The organism is Micromonospora haikouensis, assembly GCF_900091595.1.
GTDB lineage: Bacteria > Actinomycetota > Actinomycetes > Mycobacteriales > Micromonosporaceae > Micromonospora > Micromonospora haikouensis.
The window spans coordinates 79,124-98,056 of the sequence record NZ_FMCW01000004.1; the positions used below are offsets into that span (position 1 = coordinate 79,124).

Sequence of the window (18,933 nt, forward strand, 5' to 3'; positions counted from 1 at the left end):
CCTCCCGGTCGACGTCGTCGCTCGACGTCTGGTCATCTGTCCGTGCAGCCCGGCCGCGCTACGCGCGCACCGCGTCGCGGGGCAGCGGCACCAGCGCGGCGCCCACCCGCTCGACCAGCAGCGCCATCTCGTAGCCGACCTGCCCCACGTCGCAGCTGCGGGCGGCGAGCACCGCCATCGACGAGCCGTCGCTGATCGACATGAGGAACAGGTATCCGCTGTCCATCTCGATGACCGTCTGGAGCACCCCGCCGGCGCTGAACATGCGGGCCGCGCCCTCGGTCAGGCTCACCACGCCGGAGGTGATGGCGGCGAGCTGGTCGGCCCGGTCCGCGGGGAGGTCCCGGGACGAGGCGAGCAGCAGCCCGTCCGCGGACACCGCCACCACGTGGGCGATGCCCGCCACGCTGTCGGCGAAGTTGGTGAGCAGCCAACCCATGTCCTGCATGGCCGCTGGCCTGTTCATCGGCTCGTCTCCTTGGTCGAATTGCTGGTCTGGTCCGCCCCGCCGGCCGTCCGCCCCCGCTGCACACCGCGGTGATAGGCCGACAGCAGGCCGCGTACCTCGTCGGGGGTGCGCCGGCTGCGGTCCCGGCCGCTCTTCTGTTCGATCCCCCCGGGGACGAGCTGGGCCTGGGGCACCCGCTTGGGCAGGCCGGAGCGGGTGGTGCCGGCGGCCGGCGGTTCGGCTGCCCGGCTGGCCCGGGACCAGCCCTCGTCGGCAGCGGTCCGCCACGCCTCCGGGTCCACCGCCGGCGGCGGGGTGGGTGCCGCCGGCCCGCCGGTCGCGGAGGCGGCCGGCTGCGGGGGCGGTGCCACCGGCATGGTGCTGGCCGGCGGCGCGGTCGTCGCGCTCGGGCCGTCCGTGGCGGTGGCCCCCGGGGTACGGGTGGGCAGCGGAGCCCGCGGCGGGGCGGTGGCCTGCGCCGGCGCGGTGGCCTGCGGCAGGGCGGTGGCCTGTGCCGGGGCGGGCGCGTCGTCGAAGTTGGGGCGCTGGAAGATCGCGGTCACGTCATCACCGTGCGAGCGGAACCATACCGCCTCCATCTCGCGGAAGATCGGCGCCTCCGCCTGCTGGGCCGGACGGGCGACCACCGGGGTGGCCGGGGCTGCCGGCACGGGCGGGGCGGAAGGGGCGGAGGGTGCCATCCCGGCGACCGGCCCACCCGGCAGCGCCGGGGCCGCCGGCGCGAACGACGCCGGGGTCGCCGGCGCGAGCGGAGCGGCCGGCGCGAACGACGCCGTCGGGGTGGCCGGGGCGAGCGGGGTGGCCGGCTGGGCGGACTCCCCGTTCGGCGACCGTCGGGGCAGCGGATCGATCGCCGGGAAAGCCACGGTCGGGCTACCGATCGCGCCACCGCCGGGCGCGTACGCCGGCTGGGCCGGCCCGGCCGGCTGCGAGGCGGGCGGCTGCGACACGGGTGTCACGGTCGGGATCGTCGGCTGGGACACGGTCGGGTTGCCGAACGGCGCGGCCGGCGCCGCGTCCCGGGCGTCGCCGGGCACCTGCCACCGGGCCGGCGTCGGCGCGGAGGTGCGCCACTGGTCGGTCAGGGTGGCGGTGCGGCCGGCGGTCGCCGGCTCACCGAAGCTGGCCGGGCTCGGCGGGGCCTGCTCCACCGCGGCCGGCTGGCGTGCCGGGGTGAGCGGGGCCGGGGCCGGCTCGCGTCCCCGCAGCGACGGCAGCACGACGGTCGAGGCGGGCAGGGTCACCTGGGCGACGGTGCCGCCCTCCACGTTGCGCCGCAACTCCACCCGGATGCTGTACCGGGAGGCGAGGCGGCTCACCACGGCCAGACCCATCAGCCGGAACGCGGCCACGTCCACCGTCGACGGCGCGGAGAGCCGGCGGTTGAGCGAGTCGAGCTGCTCGTCGGTGAGGCCGAGGCCCCGGTCCTCGACCTGGATGAGCACGTAGTCGCGGATCCGCCGGCCGTCGGCGACCACCACCGTGTTCGGCGGCGAGAAGCGGGTGGCGTTGTCGAGCAGCTCGGCGACCAGGCGGACGACGTCGTTCACCGCGTGCGCGGCGACCGAGATGTCGGTGTCTACGGTGCCGAACTCGATGCGGTTGTACTGCTCGACCTCGGACTGGGACGCCCGCAGCACGTCGATCAGGAGGGCGTCGTCGCGGCGCGGCACGGCGGAGTCGGCACCGGCGAGGACCAGCAGGTTCTCGTCGTTGCGGCGCATCCGGGTGGCCAGGTGGTCCAGCTCGAAGAGCTGGGCGAGCCGCTTCGGGTCCTCCTCGCCGCGCTCGATCGCGTCCAGCTCGCCGATCATCCGGTCGACCAGCGTCTGACTGCGCCGGGCCAGGTTGAGGAACATCGCGGAGACGCTGGTGCGCAGCGCGGCCTGCTCGGCGGCGACCCGGACCGCCTCCCGGTGGACGACGTTGAACGCCAGGGCCACCTGGCCGACCTCGTCGCGGTTGGTGAGCTTGATCGGGTCCCGGACCTGCCGGACGATCTCCTCCACGCCGCCGTCGCCGACGTTGCCGATGGACTGCAGCCGCTGCACCGCGTCGGGCAGGTCGTGGTTGGCCACCGACAGCGCGCCCTCGCGCAGCCGGCGCAGCGAGTGGTTGAGCGAGCGGGCCAGCACCACGGCCAGCGTGACGGCGATGATCAGGGTCAGCAGCACCAGCACCGACTCGATGACGGCCTGCTGGATGACGTCCGCGCGGGCCTGCTCGGTCTGGTCGAGCAGCCGCCGCTGGAGCTGGATCTCCGCCCACCGCATCAGGTCGTTGACCGAGCCGACGGAGGCGGACACGTCGGCGGCGGTGACCAGCGGGGTCTGCCCGACCGACCGGGTCAGGTCGGCGGCCACCCGGTCGGCGAGCACGACGGCGTCGCCGGAGACGGTGCCGTCGACCAGGGCCCGCTGGGCCGGGTCGGCCGACAGCGAGAAGGAGACCAGGGCCTCCTGCTGGCTGGTGAGAGTGGCCACGAAGGAGGAGAACTGCTCCTCGTCGAGCCGGCCGGAGGACAGCGCCGTGTAGGCGACGGCCTGCTCCTCGGCGACCGCGGCCTTGGCGTGGGCGAACGCGGCCACCGCCCGGCGGTTGTCGGCCAGGGCCTCCTGGCCGGGCAGCTGGGCGAGCGTGTCGTTGTAGGAGACCAGGTCGGTGACGATGACGCCATAGCGCAGCGACGCCTCGGCCACCGGCATCTGCTTGCGGTCCAGCACCTCCTGGCGGGTGCTGTTCAGCGTCTTCAGGTGGTCGTCGATGACCTTGAGCCGGTCCCGCACGTCGGCCGGGACCTCGCCGATGCCGGCCCGCTCGGCGTTGTACGCCTCGATGCGCGCGTCGGTGCTGCGGACCCGCAGGTTGAACTCGTCGACCCGGCCCTTCTCCCCGGGACGGGCCAGCAGGGTGGCCGCGGCCATCCGCTCCTTGTGCAGGTCCTGGGTCAGCGCCGAGACGTCGATCGACAGGGCGGTCAGCGACCGCAGCTGGGTCGCCTCCAGCGCGCCCTCACCGGTGGAGATGAGTCGGATGGTGGCGAGCAGGATCACCGCCGCGACGGGCACCACCAGAATCAGCGCCAGCTTCGAGCGGATCCGGGCATCCCGGAGGCGGGGCAGCCGTCGCCGGCCCCGCTCGTTCGACTCGCCGCTCTCGGGCAGGGTCGTAGGTCCGGTGCTCACGACATCGCCTCCGTCGTTTCTTCCACGCCTGAACCGCCGACCCGTGCCCGGTGCAGCGGACAGCGCCGCGCGCGGCACGGCCGCGATTTCATCAGAGAAGATCGTGTTTGGGAAGCCGCGGTGAGGTAGGAAACGGTCGCACGGCACTCATCGCGTGATCCGGTCAACTAATACCTTCATTTCCCCAAGCCCCTGATCAGGGGATGTGACTCCAGAGTGGTCGCGCGCTTATGCAAAGTAAGCGTTTGCAAACATCGGGTTACCCCAACATGTGGGACGCCCGTCCCGAAAAGCTTCGGAGCATCCGCGCTTGACCACAGGGCCCGGCATTGGCAAGGTTTTGCAGGCTTCGCGCACACCGTACGGCAGACCAATCCCGTTTCTCCACTGAGGACGGAACAAGCGGCGGTGACCGGGCATCTGCCCGCGCCGCACCTGGAGGACAGAGTTGACTCCCATCCGCTCCGCGACCATCGCGGCGCTCGCCTCGGCCGTCCTGGCCACCACGCTCACCGGCTGCCAGTTCGGCGCGGCGGAGCAGGATACGAGCCCGATCGTGATCGCCGTGGACCTGGAGCTGTCCGGCTCCGCGGCCCCGGTGGGCAAGGCTTACCAGCGCGCGCTGGAACTGAAGGTCGACCAGATGAACGCCTCGGGCGCGCTCGGCGCCCGCAGGATCGAGCTCAAGGTGAAGGACAACCGGTCGGACGCGAGCGAATCGCTGCGCAACATCGGTGACTTCAGCAACGACTCCCAGGTGAGCGCGATCATCATGGGCGGCTGCAACGAGTGCGCCGTCGGCGCGGCACGTACGATCAACGAGAAGAAGATCCCGACGATCGCGCTCGCCTCGTCCAGCGCCGTGGCCACCCCGGTCGCCGACCGGCGGTACCTGTTCAAGCTGGCCCCGAACGCGGCCGACAGCGCCGCCGCCCTCACCACCGAGCTGCGCCGCCGTGGGATCCGCAAGGTGACCGTGCTCAACAGCGACGACAGCTACGGCCGGGAAGGGCTGGACGTGCTGCGCCGCGAGTTCGACAAGACCAACATCAAGCTGCTCAGCGACCAGTCGGTGAAGACCACCGACACCGACGTCAGCCAGCAGGTCGCCACGCTGGCCGCGCGGGAGCCGGAGGCGATGGTGGTCTGGACCCCGCCGGAGCAGGCGATGCTCGCCGCGGGCGCGGCCCAGACGGCCGGGTTCACCGGCTCGCTGTTCTTCGACGCCTCGGCCGCCGGGGAGCTGTTCCTGGGCGCGGCGTCCCGGTCGGCGGAGCGGGCCACCCTGATCTTCACCCAGACGATGGTCATCGACGATGTCATCGCCACCACCCCGGCCAAGGCGGCCCGCCGCCAGTGGTTCCAGGACTACACGGCCCGCTTCGGCGGCTACAACGGCTTCTCCTCGTTCGCCGCGGACGCCGTGCAGCTCATCGCCGACGCCGAGCTGCGGGCCGGCGGCGCGCCCGGCAAGGCCGGCCGCGACGGGCTGCGCAACGTGTTGGAGACGTCCCAGATGGACGGCCTCTCCGGCCCGATCCGGATGACGCCGGACAACCACTCGGGGCTGATGCCGCAGGCCCTCACGACGCTGGTCGCCCGGGGCGGCCGCTGGCGGCTCGCCGGCTGACGGCACGCACGACGCCGATGGGCCCGCCGGTCGACCGGCGGGCCCATCGGCGTCTCACCTCGACGAGGTGGTCGCCCGCACCCAGGGCAGGGCCAGGCGCTCCACGAACACCAGCGCCGAGTAGAGCAGGATGCTGACCAGCGCCACCAGCATGATCGCCGCCCAGGCGGTCGCGGTGTCGCCGATGCCGGCGTACTGGGTGATGACGTAACCGAGGCCGCTCTCGCCGGCCTGGAACTCCCCGATCACCGCGCCGATGGCGGCCAGCGGCATCGCCACCTTCAGGCCGACGAAGATCTGCGGCAGCGCGGCCGGGAAGCGCACCTTGCGGAACGCCTGCCACCAGGAGGCGTTCAGGGAGCGGACCAGCTCGGCCAGGTCGGACGGCGTGGTGGTCAGCCCGGTCGCGGTGGAGAGCACGATCGGGAAGAAGCAGAGCAGGAAGACCATGGTCAGGATCGGCTTCTGACCCCAGCCGAGCGCCACCACGAGCAGCGGCCCCAGGGTGATCTTCGGGACCGCGTTGACCGCGACGAGCAGCGGGGTGAACATCCGCTCGACGGTGCGCGAGGCGGCCAGCGACAGCCCGAGCAGGACGCCGGCCACGGCGGAGAGCGCGAAGCCGATCAGGATCTCCAGCATGGTGTCGAGCGTGTGCTCCAGCATCCGGTCGGGCTTGTCGGTGAACGCCGACAGCACCGAGCCGGGGGTGGGCAGCGCGGCGGGGTGCACCAGTTCCAGCCGGGCGGTGAGCCACCACACCGCGAACGCGACCAGCAGGCCCGCGCCGGGCAGCAGCAGGCCGTTCGCGCCGGCCCGCGCGCCGGTGCCGAGGGCGCCGCGCCCCACGGCGGTGCGGCGCTGGACGGCGGGCGGGCCCGCGAGCGCCGGTTCCGGTGACCGGAGATCGGTCATCTTCTTCTCCTCATCCATCCGGCGCGGCGGCCGGGAACGGAACGGGGGTACGTCCCGCCGGAGGCCGGCGGGACGTACCCCTGCTGACTTGTCGGGCCGGTCAGGACTGCGGCACGAGGTTGAAGTCGATGATCTGGTCGGGGGTGATGTTCTGCTTGAGCGAGCCCGCGCCCTGGAGGATCGCGATGCTCTTGGCGACCCGGCCGCTGTCCAGCGTGCCGATCTTGGTGCCGGAGTTGTTGGAGCGGACGTACCCGGCCATCAGCTGGAGCTCGGCGGCGGCCGCCGCCGGGTTGGTGGCGTCGACGTTCTTCTTCAGCAGCTCGGCGGCCTCCTGGGGGTTCGCCAGGGAGTACTCCAGGCCCTTGATCAGCGCGGCGCTGAACCGCTTGACCATCTCCGGCTTCTCCTTGGCGATCTTGCTGGAGGTGATCAGCACGTTGCCGTAGAGGTCCTGCATCACGTTGCTGTAGGGCAGCAGGACGGCCTTCTTCTTGGTGACCGCCTCGACCGTCGGCTGGCCCACGACGAACTGGCCGATGCCGTCGACGGAGCCGGAGGCGAGGGTGCCCATCAGGGTCTGCGGCTCGCCGTTGACCCAGGTCACCTTGTTGACGTCCACGCCGGCGAGCCGGGCGTACGTCGGGAAGAGGTTGCGGACCACGGACGCCGGGGCGTCGGCGAGCTTCTTGCCCTCCAGGTCCTTCGGCGAGGCGATGTTCTTGCCCTCGACCGTCACGATGGCCGCCATGGTGCGCTGCTGGATCGCCGCGACGGCGACGAAGTCCTTGGCCTGGCCGTTGCCGAGCTGGAGCAGACCACCGGTGAGGTCGATGGGGCCGAAGTCGGCCTGACCACCGACGATGGTCTGGATCACCGCGCCCGTACCCTGACCGGGCTTGATCTCGACGTCGAAGCCGGCTTCCTTGAAGAAGCCCTTCTCCTTCGCCACCCAGGCGTAGGAGTCCCGGCCGAAGTTGCCAAAGGAAGTGAGGTACGTCACTTTCTCCAGTGACTTGCCGTCGCCGCCCTTGGCGTCGGACGCGTCCGAGTCGCTGCTGCACGCGGACACCAGGGTGAGGGCGGAGGCCAGGAGGGCCGCGGCGACCGTGCGGGTCAGCCTGTTCATCTGTGCACCATGTCCTTTCCGACCAGGGGCGATGCGCCTCCGGGCGGGTCGTCGAGAGCAACGGCGTCGACAGAGGGGGGAGCCGACGCCATCGTCGTGAGGGGACTCTTCGCCGGCACAGACTACGCAAGAGACCTGCCGGTGTAGCGAGGAGTGCGTGTTTCGGAACGGAAACGAACTGATCTCCACCCCGGACCGTTGCCTCCGGACGGCGGCGGGCTACTCTAGCTGCGATCCTGATGGTCCACTCAGGGAGGACACCGGCGATGATCCGACTGTCCGGCGTGTCCCGCACCTTCGACGGCCGGGCCGGCCGGGTCGAGGCGCTGCGGGGCATCGACCTCGACGTCGCCGAGGGCGAGTTCGTCGCCGTGCTCGGGCGCTCGGGCTGCGGCAAGTCCACCCTGCTGCGGATGATCGCCGGCCTGCTGCCGGCCACCGCCGGGGAGATCACCGTCGCCGGCACGCCCATCACCCGCCCCCGCCGCGACATCGCCATGCTGTTCCAGCGCCCCGCCCTGCTGCCCTGGCGGTCGGTGCTGGACAACGTGCTGCTGCCCGTGGAGATCTTCGGGTGGAAGCGGGCCGGGCACCGCGAGCGCGCCCGGGAGCTGCTCGACCTGGCCGGGCTCGCCGGGTTCGAGAAGCGGCTGCCGCACGAGCTGTCCGGCGGCATGCAGCAGCGCGTCTCGCTGTGCCGGTCGCTGATCGGCGACCCCCGGGTGATGCTCATGGACGAGCCGTTCTCCGCCCTGGACGCGCTCACCCGCGAGGAGCTCTCCGGTGAGCTCCAGCGGGTGCACATGACCAGCAGGGCCACCGTCGTCTTCGTCACCCACTCCATCGACGAGGCGGTGCTGCTCGCCGACCGGGTGGTCGTGCTCAGCCCCCGGCCGGGCCGGATCCGCGCGATCGTCGAGGTCGACATCCCCCGGCCCCGGACCCTCGGCCGGAACGCCCACCTCGCCGACGTCGCCCGGGTCAGCGCCGAGCTGCACGAGCTGCTGATGGAGCGCGACGCCCCCGCCGCGCCCGCCGCCTCCGCGCCCGCCGCCACCGGGGCCGGCGCGGAGGGGCGGTGACCATGCGGGTCAGCGTCTTCACCGAGCCGCACCGGGGCGCCACCTACGACGACCAGTTGCGCTTCGCCCGGGCCGTCGAGGCGGGCGGCTTCGAGGGGTTCCTGCGGGCCGACCACTACCAGTTCCTGGGCGACGATCCCGGCCTGCCCGGCCCCACCGACGCCTGGCTCACCCTCGCCGCGCTGGCCCGGGAGACCACCCGGATCCGCCTCGGCACCCTCGTCACCTCGGCCACCTTCCGGCTCCCCGGGCCGCTCGCCGTCATGGTCGCCCAGGTCGACCAGATGAGCGGTGGCCGGGTCGAGCTGGGCATCGGCGCCGGCTGGTACGAGCGGGAGCACACCTCGTACGGCATCCCGTTCCCCGCCGTCGGCGAGCGCTTCGACCGGCTCGCCGAGCAGCTCGAAGTGGTCACCGGCCTGTGGCGCACCCCCGTCGGCGAGACGTACAGCTTCACCGGCGAGCACTACCGCCTGGTCGACGCGCCCGCCCTGCCCAAGCCGGTCCAGCGGCCCGGCCCACCGGTGATCGTCGGCGGGAGCGGCCCCAGGCGCACCCCCGAGCTGGCCGCCCGGTACGCCGACGAGTTCAACGTGCCGTTCAAGAGCGTCGCCGAGACCGCCGCCGCGTACGAGCGGGTGGTCGAGGCGTGCGACCGGCACGGCCGCCCGACGTCGGGGCGGGGGCCGCTCGTCCTCTCCGCCGCCATCGCGGTGGCGATCGGGCGCACCGACGCCGAGGCGCGGCTGCGGGCCGCGCCGCTGCACGCCAGGAGCGCCCTGCCGCCGGAGGATGCGGTGGTCGGCTCGCCCGCCCGGCTCGTCGACCGGATCGGCGAGTTCGCCGCCGTCGGGGCGACCCGGGTGCACCTGCGGCTGACCGACCTCGCCGACCTCGACCACCTGGAGCTCGTCGCCGCCGAGGTGCTCCCGCACCTGGGGCACGCCGACGCTCCCGCCACTGGAGGCTGACCGCATGACCGACGTGATCGACGGGACCGAGCTGGGCCCGGTGGGCCAGGAGATCGTCTACGAGAACGACCGGGTGCGGGTGTGGCACATCCGGCTGGAGCCGGGCGAGCGGCAGCCGCTGCACCGGCACGACCACCCGTACCTGGTGATCGCCGTCCAGGGCGCGAAGAACGTGGTGCAGACGATCGACGGCACCACCATCGACGCGGACGAGCCGACCGGCGGCGTCGTCTACCGCGACCCGGGTGCCGTCCACATGCTCACCAATGTCGGGGATACGACGTACCTGGCGCGGCTGGTCGAGCTCAAGTAGTCCCAGGCCGGGCGCGTCGGGCGCGCCGCGCGGTGCCAAGGTGGCGATCGGGCGCACCGGGCCGTAACGTGCCCGACATGGCCTTTCGGACGTGGGGCAAGCCGCTGTCCACCGCGCTCGGGGTGAGCATGCTGGCCGGGGCCGGCCAGCTCGGCGTCGCGTACGGCTTCGGCATCGTGCGGATCGCCGGCGACTTCACCGACGCCACCGTCAACCGGTGGCCCGCCCAGCTCGTCTGGGTGGGCTGGTGTGCGGCGCTCGCCGCCGTGGTCGGCGCGGTGGTCACCGAGCGGCTCGTCAGCGCCGACCCGGTCACCGGCACCACGACCGGGCGGCTCGCCCTGGCCGGCGCGGCGGCCCTGGGCGCGACCGTCGTCGCGCCGCTGTGCATGCAGCCGGCCCGGGCCACCCAGCTCAACAGCGTGGACCCGGTCTGGGCGATGGGCATCTGCGCGACCCTCGGCGCGGTGGTCGGCGCCGGCGCGGCGCTCGCCGTGCTGCTGCGCCCACCGCTGGGCTGGAACGTCGCGGCGGTCGCCGGCACGGTCTGGTTCGTCGCCCTGGTCTCGGCCCTGCCGGCCCTCGCCGGCACCGGCCCGCTGCCGACCGTACGCCTGGGGGTGTTCGAGCCGGGCTGGCTCGCCGCCGACGCGGCGCAGGGGCTGGCCACCATCGTCCTGCCGTTGGTGGCCCTGCTCGCGGGCGCGGCCTCCGGCGCGTTGGCCCGCCGACGTGGGCACCCGCCGCTGATCGCCGGCGCGACCGGGGCGGCGGGCCCCGTGCTGGTCGCCTTCGCCTACCTGACCGCCGGCCCCGGCGACTCGGCCGACCGGTACCAGCTCGCGCCCTACTACGGTGCCCTGCTCGCGGTCGCCACCGGCCTGCTCGGCGCCACGGCCGCCGCCCTGGCCCGCTGGCCCCTCTTCGCCCGCTCCACCAGCGCCGACCCCCTGGCCGACGGGCCGGCCGGCGTCGATCCCGCAGCCGGTGTGCCGGCGGCCGACCTGGCCCGGGCCGGGGGCGCGCCCCTGCCCGGAGCGCTCGGCTCCCGCCCGCCCGGGACGCTCCGCGCGGCCCTGTCCGGGATGCGCGCCGCCGGCCTGACCAGGGGACGCGGCGTCGGCCTGCCCGGCTCGCCCCGCACGGGCGGGCAGCAGGGCGCGATCGAGCCGACGGACATCCTCCGGCCGCTGCCGACCGGGCCCACCCCGCCGGTGGCCGGCGACGCCGACGGGCCCGACGGCCCGGCCGACCTGGCCGCCCCGCCGGGCGTGACCACGGCCCGCCGGGTCCCGGCGACCATCGGCGACCCGCTGCCGGACGACCGCACCGGCGACGCCGCCCGCAGCGGACGCCCCCGCAGTCGGGGCGACGAGGGCCGGGTCGGGGTCGACGGTCCGGCGGGCGCTCCCCCCGCCCACTGGGAGTGGCCGATGGCCTCCGGCACGACCGCCGCCCGGCCCACCGACGCGGCCAGGACCACCGACGCCGCCAGGAACGGGACCGGCGAGGCGGCCGGGACCGGCGAGGCGACCGGGCCCACCGACGCGACCGGGACCGGCGGGGCGACCGATCCGACCCCGAGCGGCGGGGTCGTCGACACCACCCCGGCTGGCGAGCCCGCCGCCGCCCAAGCCGGCGAGCCCGTCACCTTGACCCAAGCCGGTGGGCCCGCCACCTTCACCCAAGCCGGTGGGCCCGCAACCTTCGCCGAAGCCGGCGAGGCCGCCGGCCCCGCCCAGGCCGGTGAGGTCGCCGCCGCAGGTCAGGTCCCCGCCCAGTCGGCGGGCGAGGCCACCAGCGTGAGCGGGACCGGCGAGGCCGCCGGCCCGGCCCTGACCGGCGGACTGAGCGACCCGGTCCCTACCGGCGGACTGAGCGACCCCGTCCCGACCGGCGAGCTGATCGACCCGGCCCTGACCGGCCAGGCCACCGAGCCGGCCCTGCGGCCCCGCCCCCGGCTGCCCCTGCCCGACCTCGACCAGGCGGCGAGCTGGGACGCGTTCGGCAACGCCGCCCGGCGGTTCGCCAGGCCGGCGTCCGAGCGCCACGTGGTCGGCGATACGCAGCTTCCACGCGGTGAACCGGGCGAACCGGGTGAACCGGGCGGCCTCTGGCAGGCCGCAGCGAGGACGACCGGCGCGGCCCCCGCCGACGGGGCGGGACCGGCCCCGGCCGGCGAGCCCGGTGCCGCCCTCCCCGCAGATGCCGGTACGTCTCCGGACGACGCGCCCGCCGGCCGGTCCCGGCTCCTGCGGCCCCTCTTCCGGCGCGGCCGGACGCGGGCGGGAGACGACGTGGGCCCGGCCGCCGAGCGGGACGACCGCCACGACCCGGAACCGCTGCCGGCGCAGGACGAGGAGTACGTCGACTGGGTCACCGGCCTCGCCCGCCCCGTGTCGGGCGAGGACGGTGGGTCGACGGACGCCGACCGGCGCTCGCTGCGCCCCTCCGGCCGACACCACCGGGACTGACCCCGCCGCCATGTCGGCGACGTGGCGGGGTCAGCCCCGGCGGGACACCCCCACGTCGCCGACATGGCGCCGGGCTCCGGGCGCCACGGGCGCCGGGCGCCGGGCGCCGGCAAAGCCAGCCCGGCGGGGCGCGGGCGGGCCGGGGTCAGGCCAGCGGCAGGTACACCCGGCCGCCGGAGGAGACGAACTCCGCCGACTTGTCCTGCATGCCGCGCGCCGCGTACTCCTTCAGCTCCTGGGTGATCTTCATGGAGCAGAACTTCGGGCCGCACATCGAGCAGAAGTGCGCGGTCTTCGCCGGCTCGGCCGGCAGGGTCGCGTCGTGGTACGACCGCGCCGTCTCCGGGTCCAGCGAGAGGTTGAACTGGTCGGACCAGCGGAACTCGAACCGCGCCTTCGACAGCGCGTCGTCCCACGCCTGCGCGCCGGGGTGGCCCTTGGCCAGGTCCGCCGCATGCGCCGCGATCTTGTACGCGATCACGCCGGCCTTCACGTCGTCCCGGTCGGGCAGGCCGAGGTGCTCCTTGGGCGTGACGTAGCAGAGCATCGCGGTGCCGAACATGCCGATCATCGCCGCGCCGATCGCCGACGTGATGTGGTCGTACGCGGGGGCGATGTCGGTGGTCAGCGGGCCGAGGGTGTAGAACGGGGCCTCGTGGCACCACTCCTGCTGGAGGTCCACGTTTTCCTTGATCTTGTGCATCGGCACGTGGCCGGGGCCCTCGATCATCACCTGCACGTCGTACTCCCAGGCGATCCTCGTCAGCTCGCCGAGGGTGCGCAGCTCGGCGAACTGGGCCTCGTCGTTGGCGTCGGCGATGGAGCCGGGGCGCAGCCCGTCGCCGAGGGAGAACGTCACGTCGTAGCGGGCGAGGATCGCGCACAGCTCGCGGAAGTTGGTGTAGAGGAAGTTCTCCTCGTGGTGCGCCAGGCACCAGGCCGCCATGATCGACCCGCCCCGGGAGACGATCCCGGTCACCCGGTCCACGGCCAGCGGCACGTACGGCAGCAGCACCCCGGCGTGCACCGTCATGTAGTCGACGCCCTGCTCGGCCTGCTCGATCACCGTCTCGCGGAACACCTCCCAGCTCAGCCTGACCGGGTCGCCGCCCACCTTCTCCAGGGCCTGGTAGATCGGCACCGTCCCGATCGGCACCGGCGAGTTGCGCACGATCGCCTCGCGGGTCTCGTGGATCCGCTTGCCCGTGGACAGGTCCATCACGGTGTCCGCGCCCCACCGGGTGGCCCAGGTCAGCTTCTCCACCTCCTCGGCCACCGAGGAGGTGACCGCCGAGGTGCCGATGTTGGCGTTGACCTTCACCAGGAACGCCTTGCCGATGATCGCCGGCTCGCACTCCGGGTGGTTGACGTTGAGCGGCAGGACCGCCCGGCCGGCGGCGATCTCGTCCCGGACGAACTCGGGGGCCATCCCCTCCCGGATCGCCACGAACTCCATCTCCGGGGTGACGACCCCGGCCCGCGCGTACGCGAGCTGCGTCGGGCGCTTCCCGTCCGCCCCCGCGAGCGGGGTGCCCGCCCCCCGCACCGGTGCGACGTCGCCGCGCTCGGCGATCCACGGCCCGCGCAGCGGCGGCAGCCCCACCTCGGGGTCGGAGCCGGGGCCGGACGTGTCGTAGAGCCGGACCGGCGGGTTGTCGCCGGTCAGGTCGACCTCGGCGAACGGCACCCGGACGTCCGGCCGGGCCCCCTCGACGTAGACCTTGCGTCGTGCCTGCATGACTGCCTCCCAGGTGGTGGTCAGGACCAGCCGAAGTGGTCCAGCGGGCCGCGTCCCGCGCCCAGTTCCCAGTCCCGCGCGCCGGTCAGCGCGCGGGTGACGTACTCCTTGGCGGCCGCGACCGCCGCCGGCACCGGGTCCCCGGCCGCCAGCCGCACGGCGATCGCCGCCGAGAACGAGCAGCCGGTGCCGTGGCTGTGCCGGGTGCGCACCCGCCGGGCGCGCAGCAGCGTGGTCGCCCCGCCGCCGACCAGCACGTCCACCGACTCGCCGGCCGCGTCCAGGTCGCCGCCGGTGACCACCACGTGCGCCGGGCCACGGGCGGCGAGGGCCTCGGCGGCGGCCACCATCTCCTCGACCGTGGTCACCGGGCGTCCGGTGAGGGCGGCGGCCTCCGCGCAGTTCGGCGTCGCCACCTCGGCGTACGGCAGCAGCCGCTCGACCGCCTCGACCACGCCGAGCCGGTGCCCGCTGGTGGCGACGAGCACCGGGTCGACGACGAGGTGTGGCAGGCGTCCCGCCCGCGCGGCGTCGGCGACCGCGTCGGCGACGGCCGGGTTGCCGAGCATCCCGCTCTTCACCGCCCGCACCCGGAAGTCGCCGAGCACGCTGTCGAGCTGCTCGGTGACCGTGCGCGGCGGCAGCGGCAGGACGGCGTCCACGCCCCGGGTGTTCTGTGCGGTGACGGCCGTGAGGACGCTGGTGCCGTACGCGCCGAGCGCCGCGAAGACCTTGAGGTCGGCCTGGATGCCGGCGCCCCCGCCGGAGTCTGAGCCGGCGATGGTGAGCACGGTCGTCGGGGTCACTTGTTCGCCTCGCTCGCTCGGTCTACCGGGGTCGCGGTCGGGGCTGCGGCGGTGGTCGCGGTTGAGGGCTGGGGCCGACCGTGGGAGGTCTCCGCGCACGATTGGCCGGCTCGCGCCTCGGCCCAGACGGTCGTCAGCGTGGCGGCTGCCTCGGCCGGGTCCGGGGCGCGCATGATCGCGCCCTGCACCGCCACCCCCGCCGCGCCTGCCGCCAGGCAGGCGCGCACCTGCTCCGGGGTCTCGATGCCACCGAGGGCGAGGACCGGCACGGGGCTGAACCGGATCAGCTCGCCGAGCCGCCGCGGCCCGAGGGGTGGGCCGTAGCCGGGCTTCGACCTGCTCGGATACACCGGGGAGAGGGTCGCGTAGTCCTCGGTGGTCAGTCGCGCCAGCTCGGCCGCGTCGTGGCAGGAGCGGCCGACGAGCCACGGGCGGGGACGACCGGCGGGGCCGGGGCGATCAGCGGGGCCGGGATAGCCGGGGCGACCGGCGGGGCCGGGGCGGTCGGCACGGTCGGCGCGATGGACCGGTTCGGCGAGGGCGCGGTCGGGGTGGTCGGGGCGCGGCGGCGGGTACGGGCCGGCGGCCGGGAGGTGCACGGCGTCGCCGCCGAGCGGGTCGGGGCCCGCCACGATCAGGGTGCCGCCGGCCTCGGCGAGGATCGGGCGCAGGTCGGCGGCGAGCGCGGCCCGCTCGGCGCGGGGCAGGTCCTTCTCCCGCAGCACCACCCAGCGCACTCCCCCGGCCACGGCACCCGCCACCACCCGCACGAGCGCCCCCGGCGCGCACCCTCCCGTGGCGTCCCCTCCCCGATCGGCGAGCAGGACGACGCCGCAGGGCGTCGGTGGCAAGATCTTGGAAGATTCCGGCCCCTGGAGGGGCCGTTTCCTTCCAAGATCCGCAAGGGGCGGGGTGGGGGGTGAGGCGGGAGGCGGGGCAGAGGGCTGGGTGGGGGGTGGGGTCACAGGGCGGGCCTTCCCTCGTCGGGGGTGGAGGCCAGCGCGTGGAAGCGGCGCGGGATGCGGCCCGCCCCGGCCGCCAGGCGGCCCGCCTCGACCGCGTACCGCATGGCGCTCGCCATGGCGACCGGGTCGGCGGCGCGGGTGACGGCGCTGGCCAGCAGCACGGCGTCGCAGCCCAGCTCCATGGCCAGCGCCGCGTCGGACGCCGTGCCGATTCCCGCGTCGAGGATCACCGGCACGTCGACGCTCTGCCGGATCAGGCGGATGTGGTGCGGGTTGTTCACGCCCAGGCCGGAGCCGATCGGCGCGCCCGCCGGCATCACCGCCGCGCAGCCGACGTCGGCGAGCCGCCGCGCCAGGATCGGGTCGTCCGACGTGTACGGCAGCACGGTGAACCCGTCCGCGACCAGGGTCTCGGCGGCGCGCAGCAGCTCCACCCCGTCGGGCAGCAGCGTGCGCTCGTCGCCGATCACCTCCAGCTTCACCCAGTCCGTGCCGAACGCCTCGCGGGCCAGGTGGGCCACCTTCACCGCCTCGCCGGCCGTGTAGCAGCCGGCCGTGTTCGGCAGCAGCCGCACCCCGCACCGGTCCAGCAGGTCGAGCAGCCCGCCGCCCATGCCGGGGGCGGTGTCGACGCGGCGCAGCGCGAGCGTCACCAGCTCGGTGCCGGACGCCCGGATCGCCTGCTCCAGCGCGTGCAGGCTGGCCGCGCCCCCGGTGCCGAGGATGAGCCGGGACCCGAACGTCACGCCGCCCAGCTCGAACGCGGAGCCCTCGTGGGACATGTCGTCACCCGCCCTGGGCGGCGCTCAGCACCTCGACGTGGTCGCCGTCGCGCAGCGGGGTCGCCGGCCAGCCGCCGCGCGGCACGACCTCGCCGTTGACCGCGACGGCGAGGCCGCGCCGCTGGTCGGTGACCAGGCCGACCGCGTCGGCCACGGTCGCGCCGGCGGGCAGCGTACGCCCGGTGCCGTTCACCGTCAGTTCCATGTGCCTGTTCCTCCTCGGATGCGTCCTGCGGCCCGCCACCGGGACGCGATGCGCCGGGCCGGGCCGGACCCGATCGGCCGGGTCGGCGGCGGCCCGGTCGGACCGGTGACGCGGATCGGTGACGCGGATCGGTCGCGGATCGGTCGCGGATCGGTCGGGTCGGTCGGGGCGACGGCGGTCAGCCGGGCCGGCGCTGGCCGGCGAACCGCTCGGGGGTGCAGGGGGCGAGCAGCGGGTCCGCCGTCGTGCGGGCCGTCGGCCCGGTGACGATCAGGTCGGTGACGAGGTCCGCGGTGACCGGGGTGAGCACGATGCCGTGCCGGTGGTGGCCGGTGGCGACGAGCACGCCGGGCCGGCCGGGCAGCGGCCCGATGATCGGGGCGTTGTCGGGGGTGCCGGGGCGCAGCCCGGCGGTCGCCTCGACCAGCTCGTACTCGGCCAGCTCGGGGACGAGATCCACGGCGGCGCGGAGCAGCCGCAGCACCGCCCCGGCGGTGACGTCGGTGTCGGCGCGTTCCTCGACGGTCGCGCCGACCACCACCTCCCCGTCCTCGCGGGGCACCAGGTAGACGGATTCGCCGTCGGCGTACCCCCGGACGACGTGCCGGAAGCCCGGCGGGCCGCCATCGGGCGCGCGCAGCCGCAGGATCTGGCCCTTGACGGGCCGGACCGGCAGCCCGGTGAGGGCGGCGGCCCCGCAGCCGGCGGCGACGACGGTGACCCCGGCGTCCAGGTCGGACAGCGCCCGCACCGCGCCGGTGACGAGGGTCGCGCCGGCCCGCTCGGCGGCGGTGCGCAGCGCCGTGACCAGCCGCCGGGGGTCGACCTGGTGGTCGCCGGGGGCGACCGCGCCGCCGCGCACCCGGGTGGCGAGCGCCGGTTCGCGGTCGCGCAGCTCCGACGGGCGCAGTGGGCTGATGGGCAGCCCGAGGTCCCGCTGGTACGACCAGAGCCGCTGTGCCTCGGCCAGGTCGTCGCCGGTGAGCCCGACGACGAGGGTGCCCTCGGTGCGGTATCCGAGGTCGACGCCGCTGGCGGCGGTCAGCTCGGCGGCGAACGCGGGCCAGCGGGCGGCCGAGGCGACCAGCAGCCCGGTCAGCTCCCGCTCGCCGAAGTAGGCCTCGGCGACCGGCGACAGCATCCCGGCGGCGACGTGGGACGCGCCCGACCCGGGGTCCGGGTCGTGCACGGTGACGCGCAGCCCGCGCGCCGCGCACCGCCACGCCACCGCCAGCCCGACGGCCCCGCCCCCCACCACCGCCACGTCGGCAAGGAAGGGCCCCCTGTTAACGCTTTCTGCATAGGAAGGGTCCCTTCCTAACCCGTCGGCGCGGACTGGCACCTCGGCGCCGGCTAGCACGTCAACGCCCCGAGCAGCTCGGCGGTGGCCCGCGCCGGATCGGCGGCGGCGGAGAGCGCCCCGACCACCGCCACCCCGTACGCCCCGGCGGCGCGCAGCGCCGGCACCGCCGCGGCGGTCACCCCGCCGATGGCGATCACCGGCACCGCCACGGCCCCGGTCACGGCGCGTACCCCCTCGGGGCCGATCGGGTCCGGCAGGCCCGCCTTGGTGTCGGTGGCGTGGCAGGGGCCGACGCCGAGGTAGCTGGCACCGCCGGCCACCGCCTCGGCAGCCGGCCCCGGTGCGCGGGCGGTCGCGCCGAGCACGGCGGTGGGGCCGAGGACCCGGCGGGCCGCCGCGACCGGCAGGTCGTCCGCGCCGACGTGGCCGCCTGCGGCGCCGACCGCGAGCGCCACGTGCAGCCGGTCGTTGACCAGGCACATCGCCCCGTACGGGGCGCACAGGGCGACTGCCCGCCGGGCCAGGTCGTACGCCTCGCGGTCGGTGGCGTCGTCGGTGACGCGGACCTGGACGACCAGCTCGGCGCGGGCCACCGGCAGGGCGGCGCGCAGCACGGCGAGCGGGTCCCGCCCCGGCCGGGTGTCGGTGATCAGATGCAGTCGCCCAAGGGACGGCACGGCAACTCTCCTCCCTGCGCCGGCATTACCCGGATCAGGTTCGACGGTCGGGGGCTCCAGCCCCCCTCTCAGCCCGGTACACCGGGCTCCCGTGGGTTACGTCCGTGTCACCGTACGACGAATCGGCTGATCCGCCAAGGGATCCGACCGGTGGTCCAGACCACGGTCAGCCGGCCGGCGAGCCGCTTCTCCCCATTCCTCCGCATGCGCCGGATAGGTCGATCGCCGATACCGAATCGTTACACGCCGACGCCTTGCCGGAAACGAGTCCAGCGGCGCTAATTTGTTC

Annotated in this window: 16 protein-coding genes and 1 riboswitch; of the genes, 5 read left to right on the forward strand and 11 right to left on the reverse strand. The window is 74.8% G+C overall.

All coding sequences use genetic code 11. The annotated features are described in order from the left end of the window. Positions 1-58 precede the first annotated feature (58 nt). Positions 59-466 (reverse strand): roadblock/LC7 domain-containing protein, encoded by a 408-nt coding sequence (locus GA0070558_RS05260; protein ID WP_007072984.1) that lies wholly within the window; start codon positions 464-466, stop codon positions 59-61. After that, positions 463-3,654, reverse strand: coding sequence for a sensor histidine kinase (locus tag GA0070558_RS05265; RefSeq protein ID WP_091276425.1), 3,192 nt, complete (start codon positions 3,652-3,654; stop codon positions 463-465). Before GA0070558_RS05265 ends, GA0070558_RS05260 begins: the two co-directional genes overlap by 4 nt. 448 nt (positions 3,655-4,102) lie before the next feature. Between GA0070558_RS05265 and GA0070558_RS05270 the strand changes: the two genes are divergently transcribed. Then, positions 4,103-5,284 carry an ABC transporter substrate-binding protein gene (locus GA0070558_RS05270; protein WP_091276428.1) on the forward strand — a complete coding sequence of 394 codons (1,182 nt, stop codon included), beginning with the start codon at positions 4,103-4,105 and terminating at the stop codon, positions 5,282-5,284. A gap of 54 nt (positions 5,285-5,338) precedes the next feature. Here GA0070558_RS05270 and GA0070558_RS05275 read toward each other — a convergent pair whose 3' ends face one another. Next, positions 5,339-6,199 (reverse strand): ABC transporter permease, encoded by an 861-nt coding sequence (locus GA0070558_RS05275; protein ID WP_077938321.1) that lies wholly within the window; start codon positions 6,197-6,199, stop codon positions 5,339-5,341. A 100-nt stretch (positions 6,200-6,299) separates the two neighbouring features. Further along, entirely contained in the window at positions 6,300-7,328 is a 1,029-nt protein-coding gene (locus tag GA0070558_RS05280) for an ABC transporter substrate-binding protein (RefSeq protein WP_077938317.1), read from the reverse strand. A gap of 266 nt (positions 7,329-7,594) precedes the next feature. Here GA0070558_RS05280 and GA0070558_RS05285 point away from each other — a divergent pair, with 266 nt between their 5' ends. The 4 genes from GA0070558_RS05285 to GA0070558_RS05300 all read left to right on the forward strand — a co-directional run bounded on the left by GA0070558_RS05285 (position 7,595) and on the right by GA0070558_RS05300 (position 12,168). Continuing rightward, on the forward strand, positions 7,595-8,410 hold the full coding sequence (locus GA0070558_RS05285; RefSeq protein ID WP_091276430.1) for an ABC transporter ATP-binding protein: 816 nt from the start codon (positions 7,595-7,597) through the stop codon (positions 8,408-8,410). Between the two features lie 2 nt (positions 8,411-8,412). Beyond that, complete coding sequence (locus tag GA0070558_RS05290; protein ID WP_091276434.1) at positions 8,413-9,381, forward strand: LLM class F420-dependent oxidoreductase; 969 nt, start codon at positions 8,413-8,415, stop codon at positions 9,379-9,381. Between the two features lie 4 nt (positions 9,382-9,385). Then, complete coding sequence (locus GA0070558_RS05295) at positions 9,386-9,694, forward strand: cupin domain-containing protein (protein WP_043965575.1); 309 nt, start codon at positions 9,386-9,388, stop codon at positions 9,692-9,694. Positions 9,695-9,771: 77 nt separating this feature from the next. After that, a complete protein-coding gene (locus GA0070558_RS05300; protein ID WP_091276437.1) occupies positions 9,772-12,168 on the forward strand; it encodes a hypothetical protein in 2,397 nt (798 codons plus the stop codon). 145 nt (positions 12,169-12,313) lie between these two features. On the opposite strand, the gene thiC is transcribed toward GA0070558_RS05300, so the two are convergent. From thiC to GA0070558_RS05335, 7 genes are all read right to left on the reverse strand, one after another. Next, positions 12,314-13,906, reverse strand: coding sequence for a phosphomethylpyrimidine synthase ThiC (gene thiC, locus GA0070558_RS05305; protein ID WP_091276440.1), 1,593 nt, complete (start codon positions 13,904-13,906; stop codon positions 12,314-12,316). A 20-nt stretch (positions 13,907-13,926) separates the two neighbouring features. Beyond that, positions 13,927-14,712, reverse strand: a complete 786-nt coding sequence (thiD, locus tag GA0070558_RS05310) for a bifunctional hydroxymethylpyrimidine kinase/phosphomethylpyrimidine kinase (protein WP_091276443.1) — start codon at positions 14,710-14,712, stop codon at positions 13,927-13,929. Beyond that, the gene (locus GA0070558_RS05315) at positions 14,709-15,461 is read right to left on the reverse strand and encodes a thiamine phosphate synthase (protein ID WP_439709566.1); all 753 of its coding nucleotides are present in this window, start codon (positions 15,459-15,461) and stop codon (positions 14,709-14,711) included. Before GA0070558_RS05315 ends, thiD begins: the two co-directional genes overlap by 4 nt. 212 nt (positions 15,462-15,673) lie before the next feature. Then, positions 15,674-16,459, reverse strand: a complete 786-nt coding sequence (locus GA0070558_RS05320; protein ID WP_091276446.1) for a thiazole synthase — start codon at positions 16,457-16,459, stop codon at positions 15,674-15,676. A 4-nt stretch (positions 16,460-16,463) separates the two neighbouring features. Then, complete coding sequence (thiS, locus tag GA0070558_RS05325; protein WP_077938310.1) at positions 16,464-16,664, reverse strand: sulfur carrier protein ThiS; 201 nt, start codon at positions 16,662-16,664, stop codon at positions 16,464-16,466. A 178-nt stretch (positions 16,665-16,842) separates the two neighbouring features. Then, complete coding sequence (thiO, locus tag GA0070558_RS05330; protein ID WP_091276449.1) at positions 16,843-17,928, reverse strand: glycine oxidase ThiO; 1,086 nt, start codon at positions 17,926-17,928, stop codon at positions 16,843-16,845. Between the two features lie 89 nt (positions 17,929-18,017). Next, positions 18,018-18,644 carry a thiamine phosphate synthase gene (locus GA0070558_RS05335; protein ID WP_091276452.1) on the reverse strand — a complete coding sequence of 209 codons (627 nt, stop codon included), beginning with the start codon at positions 18,642-18,644 and terminating at the stop codon, positions 18,018-18,020. Beyond that, positions 18,639-18,747: riboswitch (TPP riboswitch) on the reverse strand. (Overlaps the previous gene by 6 nt.) Positions 18,748-18,933: the final 186 nt, after the last annotated feature.